The organism is Methylobacterium goesingense, from assembly GCF_022179225.1.
In the GTDB taxonomy this organism is placed as follows: Bacteria; Pseudomonadota; Alphaproteobacteria; order Rhizobiales; family Beijerinckiaceae; genus Methylobacterium; species Methylobacterium goesingense.
The window spans coordinates 1-4,469 of the sequence record NZ_BPQL01000003.1 but is presented as its reverse complement, the minus strand read 5'-3'; the positions used below and the strand labels follow the sequence as shown (position 1 = coordinate 4,469).

General features: G+C 71.3%; 5 protein-coding genes. All 5 read right to left on the bottom strand.

The features are described 5' to 3' along the window. Positions 1-30 precede the first annotated feature (30 nt). The 5 genes from MFF30_RS00290 to MFF30_RS00270 are packed head-to-tail and all read right to left on the bottom strand — an operon-like array spanning position 31 to position 4,397. The gene (locus MFF30_RS00290) at positions 31-1,278 is read right to left on the bottom strand and encodes a Zn-dependent hydrolase (RefSeq protein WP_238275012.1); all 1,248 of its coding nucleotides are present in this window, start codon (positions 1,276-1,278) and stop codon (positions 31-33) included. Positions 1,279-1,303: 25 nt separating this feature from the next. Further along, positions 1,304-2,017, bottom strand: a complete 714-nt coding sequence (locus tag MFF30_RS00285) for an ABC transporter ATP-binding protein (RefSeq protein WP_238275010.1) — start codon at positions 2,015-2,017, stop codon at positions 1,304-1,306. Then, positions 2,014-2,802: an ABC transporter ATP-binding protein gene (locus MFF30_RS00280; protein WP_238275008.1), complete on the bottom strand. Its 789-nt coding sequence runs from the start codon at positions 2,800-2,802 to the stop codon at positions 2,014-2,016. Before MFF30_RS00280 ends, MFF30_RS00285 begins: the two co-directional genes overlap by 4 nt. After that, the gene (locus MFF30_RS00275) at positions 2,799-3,818 is read right to left on the bottom strand and encodes a branched-chain amino acid ABC transporter permease (RefSeq protein WP_238275007.1); all 1,020 of its coding nucleotides are present in this window, start codon (positions 3,816-3,818) and stop codon (positions 2,799-2,801) included. Before MFF30_RS00275 ends, MFF30_RS00280 begins: the two co-directional genes overlap by 4 nt. 15 nt (positions 3,819-3,833) lie before the next feature. Further along, positions 3,834-4,397, bottom strand: a complete 564-nt coding sequence (locus tag MFF30_RS00270) for a branched-chain amino acid ABC transporter permease (protein ID WP_238275005.1) — start codon at positions 4,395-4,397, stop codon at positions 3,834-3,836. Positions 4,398-4,469: the final 72 nt, after the last annotated feature.

Here is a 4,469-nt window from a genome sequence, read left to right as displayed (position 1 = left end):
GCTGGGGGAAGCCTTGCTGAAAGATTCGGATCAGGCTGCGGGGGCGTGGCGGGAATCGTAGTCGAGCACCGCGTCGAGGAGGACCTGCGCGCCGGCCGCGCACTCGGACGGGGCGGTGGATTCGGCCGGGTTGTGACTGAGGCCCGCTGCGCTCGGCACGAACACCATGGTGGTGGGCACCAGGCCGGCGACGTGGGCGGCGTCGTGGCCGGCGCCCGAGACCATGTCGCGGGTAGGGTGGCCGCCCTTCTCGGCCGCGCGCCGGACGGAAGCGATGCAGTCGGGATCGAAGGCCACGGGGGCGGTCCGGGCGATGACCTGGAGTTTTCCCGTCAGCGAGAGGCCGACCGTGACGCGGTCGAGGGCGTCGCGCAGGGCTGCCTCCAGGGCGTCGAGCACCGCGTCCTGCGGGTGGCGCAGGTCCACCGTGAGGAAGACGTGGCCCGGGATGACGTTGTTGGAGTTCGGCGTCACCGTGAGGTGGCCCACCGTGGCGACCGCATCGGGGGCGTGCGCCTGGGCGGCGGCGTCCACCGCCTCCACCAGGCGCGCGGCGCCGAGGAGCGCGTTGCGCCGCATCGGCATCGGGGTCGAGCCCGTATGGGCGGACTGGCCTTCCAGGGTGACCTCGAACCAGCGCATGCCCTGCACGCCCTGGACCACGCCGATGGCGGCGCCTTCAGCCTCCAGGATCGGGCCCTGCTCGATGTGCAGCTCGAACATCGCGCCGAACGGCACCGAGCCCGCGGGCGCCGCGCCGCGGTAGCCGATGGCGTCGAGGGCGGCACCGAAGCTGGTGCCGGCGCTGTCCTGGCGGGCCTCGGCCCAATCGCCGGCATAGATGCCCGCATAGACGCCGGAACCGAGCATGGCGGGGGCGAAGCGCGCGCCCTCCTCGTTGGTCCAGTTCACCAGCAGGAGGGGCGCCTCGGTGACGAAGCCGGCCCCGTCGAGGGTGCGCAACACCTCCAGGGCGGCCAGCACGCCCAGCACCCCGTCGAACTTGCCCCCCGTGGGCTGGGTGTCGAGGTGGCTGCCCAGCGCGATCGGCTTCAGGTCCGGGTTCCGGCCAGGGCGGAGCGCGAACATGTTGCCCACCGCATCCACCGTGAGGGTGCAGCCCAGGGCCTCGACCTGGGCCCTGAGCCAGTCGCGCACCCGGCGGTCCTCGTCGCTGAGCGTCAGGCGGGCGATGCCCCCGTCCGGGGTGGCGCCGATGGCGGCGGTCTCGGTCAGGGTGTCCCAGAGGCGCTCGGCGTTGATGGTGAGGTTCGACATGAGTGTCCTGCGTTTCCTTCGCTGCTCACGCGGCCTTGACGCCGAGGAAGCGGTCGCGCGCCGCCGCGTCGGCGACGAAGTCGGCATTGCCGGCCGCGTAGGCGACGCGGCCGAGTTCGAGGATGTAGTGGCGGTCGGCGAGGCTCGTGCAGACCGCGAGGTTCTGCTCCACAAGCAGGATCGGGACCCCGGCGTCTCGGATGGCCCGGATCTGCGCCACGATCTCCTCGACGATGACGGGGGCGAGGCCTTCCACCGGCTCGTCGAGCATGAGGAGCTTCGGCCCTGAAAGGAGCGCGCGGGCGATCGACAGCATCTGCTGCTCGCCGCCCGAGAGCTGGGCGCCCCCATTGCGGCGACGCTCTTCGAGACGCGGGAACATGGCGTAGATCGCCCGCATGCCCCAGGGCGAACCTTTCCGCACGGCGATGGCCAGGTTCTCCTCCACGCTGAGCAGGCTGAATATGCCGCGATCCTCCGGCACGAGGGTGAGGCCGGCCCGGGCGATGCGATGGGCGGGCCAGCCGGCCACGTCGGTGCCGTGGAAGCGCACCCGGCCGCCGCGCGGGGGCAGGAGGCCGCTGACGGCCTTGAGGGTCGAGGTCTTGCCCGCGCCGTTGCGCCCGAGGAGGCAAACGATCTCCCCCGCCCGCACCTCCAGGCTGACGCCCTGGAGGATGTGGCTCTTGCCGTAGAAACCGTGGATCTCCTCCAGGGCGAGGGCGATCGGGCCGCTCACGAGACCAGATCCTTCGGCCCGGAAATGTCCCCGGTGATCATGTTGCCGAGATAGGCCCGGCGCACCTCCGGGTCGTCGCGCACGACGGCCGGCGGACCCTCCACCAGCACGCGGCCGGCGCGCATCACCGTCACGGTGTCGGAGATGTTCATGACGATGCCCATGTTGTGCTCGATGAACAGGACGGTGTGGTCGCGCCCGAGGTCGCGGATCAGCGCCGTCATCGCGGCGATGTCGTCGATACCCATGCCGGAGGTCGGCTCGTCGAGCAGGATGACCTTCGGGCTTGCTGCCATCGCCATCCCGACCTCGAGGCGCCGCTGCTGCCCGTGCGAGAGCTCGCCGGCGGCGCGGAGCGCCACGCGGGTCAGTTCGAGGCGCTCCAGCATCGCCTCGGCGACCGCGAGCACCGGCCGGTTGGCCTCGGCCCGGCGCCAGGGGGCAAGCGCCTGCCAGGGCGTCCGACCTTGCGCGGCCAGCCGCAGGTTCTCGCGAACACTGAGCGTCGGGAAAAGGCTTGTGACCTGGAACGAGCGGGCGAGGCCGAGGCGCACGCGCTCGTGGTCCGATGTGCGGGTGATGTCCCGGCCGCCCAGGGTGATGCGCCCGGCCGAGGGCGCGATCCGGCCGGTCAGGGCGTGGAACAGGGTGGTCTTGCCGGCGCCGTTCGGGCCGATGATCGAGTGGACGCTGTTCTCGGCGATGCGCAGGGTCACGTCCTGCAGGGCGACGAAGCTGCCGTAGCGGACGCTCAAGGCGTCCGTGGCGAGAATGGGTTCGCTCATCGGGTCGCCTCCGATGCGGGTGCGACGTCGGGATTGCTCACCACCGGCCGGTCGGGGGCCGGATCCTCCGGCGGCGGCGCCCGCGTCACCAGGGCGACGGCGCGCTCGATCAGGCCCCAGAGGCCGCGCTGCAGGAACAGCGTGATGACGATGAGAAGGAGCCCGAGGAGGAGGAGCCATCGCGGCCAGATCGCCGAGAGGGCATCGGCGGCGAGCAGGTAGGCGCCCGCGCCGAGGAGCGAGGCGAACAGGTTCGCGGTTCCCCCGATGATCGTCATGATCAGCAGGGTCTCGCTGGTGTGATAGTCGATGTTCGAGAGCGGTGCGACGCCGATCAGCATGGCGTGGAGCGCGCCCGCGAAGGCCGTGACCGCGCCGGAGATCGCGAAGGCCGCGACCTTGAAGGCGCGCACCGGATAGCCGATCGCCCCGGCCCGGGCCTCGTTGTCGCGGATGGCGAGCAGGGTGCGCCCGAAGGTCGAGAGCGCGACCCGCTGGAGTGCGGCGAAGAGCGCGAGGAAGAGCACGGCCACGAAGGCGTAGTAGGCCCATGGACCACTCAGCACCGTGTCGCCAAGGCGCGGACGCGGGATGTCGAGGAGGCCGTTGTCGCCTCCCGTGAGACCGCTGAAGGTGTAGGCCAGGAAGTAGAACATCTGCGAGAAGGCGAGCGTCAGCATCACGAAGTAGACGCCCTGGCGCCGGATCGAGACCCAGCCCACGGCGGCCGCCACCAGGGCGCCTCCGCCCAACGCCAGCAGCAGCACGATGGGGGCGGGCAGGCCGACCCGGACGAGGCCGAGCCCGGCGACGTAGCTGCCGAGGCCGAAGAAGATGCCCTGGCCGAAGGAGAGGAGGCCCGTGTAGCCGAGCAGCAGGTTGCAGGCGGCGACAGCGAGCCCGAAGATCAGGATCTCGCTGGCCAGCGTGCCCGAGCGCATGGTCACGGGCAGGATCAGCACGACGGCGACCGCGAGGCCGAACTGGACGAGGGGTCGATCGAGGAGGGGAATCACCGCGAAAACTCCCCCTCAGGCCCGGCCGAACAGGCCGCGCGGCATCGCCATGATGATGCCGGCCATGCCGAGATAGATGACGAGGCGTGCGCCCTCGGGCCACAGGGTGGCCATCAGGCTCTGGGCGATGCCGACGAGAAGGCCGGCCGCGAGCGCCCCGGCGTAGCTGCCCATCCCGCCGATCACCACCACGACGAAGGCGATGCCCAGCGCCTCGACGCCCATGAAGGGCTCGACGCCCCGGATGGGGGCGGCGAGCGCCCCGGCCAGCCCCGCGAGCCCGGCGCCCAGCGCGAAGACGGCGGTGTTGATGGCATGCGTGTCGTAGCCCAGCAGCGCCATGTTCGAGGGGGATTCCGACCCGGCCCGAACGATGGCGCCGAGCCGCGTCCGGTCGAGGAGCCACCACAGGCCGGCCGCCAGGATCGCCGTGAAGCCGATCACGAAGAGCCGGTACTCCGGATAGACGAAATCGCCGAGGATCATCACGCCGCCCAAGGCCTCCGGCGGGGCGACGTTCCCGCCGATGGGCCCCCAGACGATGATGACGGCTTCCTGCACCACCAGGGCGAGCCCCACCGTGACGAGGATGTGGAAGGTGTGGGGCAGCTTGTAGACCCGGCTGCTCCTGCGCCGGGTCTACAAGCTGCC

Coding starts and splice junctions, on each gene's coding strand:
- MFF30_RS00280 (WP_238275008.1), bottom strand. CDS start 2,802: ATGAGCGAACCCATTCTCGCCACGGACGCCTTGAGCGTCCGCTACGGC.
- MFF30_RS00290 (WP_238275012.1), bottom strand. CDS start 1,278: ATGTCGAACCTCACCATCAACGCCGAGCGCCTCTGGGACACCCTGACC.